At 46.2% G+C, this 849-nt stretch carries 2 protein-coding genes; both read left to right on the top strand.

The annotated features are described in order from the left end of the window. Positions 1 to 251, top strand: a 251-nt coding sequence (locus tag ACTHUR_RS12850; protein ID WP_440398877.1) for an electron transfer flavoprotein subunit alpha/FixB family protein, incomplete at its 5' end; no start/stop codon positions are given. Between the two features lie 61 nt (positions 252 to 312). Then, the coding region (locus ACTHUR_RS12845; RefSeq protein ID WP_440398875.1) for an IMPACT family protein at positions 313 to 849 on the top strand (537 nt) is incomplete at its 3' end.

The raw sequence follows: 849 nt of genomic DNA, 5'->3' as shown, positions 1-849 counted from the left end.
CGGCAGTGGATGCCGAGTATGCGCCAAACGATGCCCAAGTCGGACAAACCGGTAAAGTGGTTGCGCCGCAACTATACTTCGCTATCGGTATTTCTGGTGCTATCCAACACGTTGCCGGTATGCAGGACAGTAAAGTGATTGTTGCCATCAACAAAGATGCTGACGCTCTGATTTTCAATGTGGCAGATTACGGCTTGGTTGGTGATTTGTTTGAAGTTGTGCCTCAACTGACTGAAGCACTGAAAAACTAATGTTTCACGTGAAACGTTCAGACGGCCTTTTATAACAAAGGCCGTCTGAAAATATTTTGGCATGATTACGACCTATAAAACCATTACCACACTGACACAGGCTGAATTTAAAGATAAAGGCAGCCGCTTCATCGCGTACGCCTATCCGATTCGCACTTTGGCCGATGTGAAGAAGTATCTCGACCCATTAAAGGAAGAGCATCACAAGGCGCGACATTGGTGCTACGCCTATCGATTGGGTGTGGATGGAATGCAGTTTCGTGCAAACGATGATGGAGAACCGTCCGGAAGCGCAGGTCGCCCTATTCTGGGGCAGATTGATTCTGTCGGCGTAACGGATGTGTTGGTTGTAGTTGTGCGCTATTTTGGAGGTACGCTATTGGGTGTTCCCGGTCTGATTCATGCTTATAAGGAATCAACAGCTCAGGCATTGGCGATAGCTGAAATTGTTGAAAAGAATGTCGAAAAGACAGTTTGGTTGAAGTGTGAATATCCTGTTTTGAATGAGGCTATACGGATTGCCAAACAATATCAGGCCGATATTGTGGAACAGGATTTGCAGCTGGATTGTAAGTTAACAGTGAAAATAGCGTTGACC

The sequence above is a fragment of the Neisseria sp. P0021.S007 genome (genome assembly GCF_051956855.1).
The sequence above is the reverse complement of the archived record's forward strand: the minus strand, read 5'-3'. Positions and strand labels throughout refer to the sequence as shown.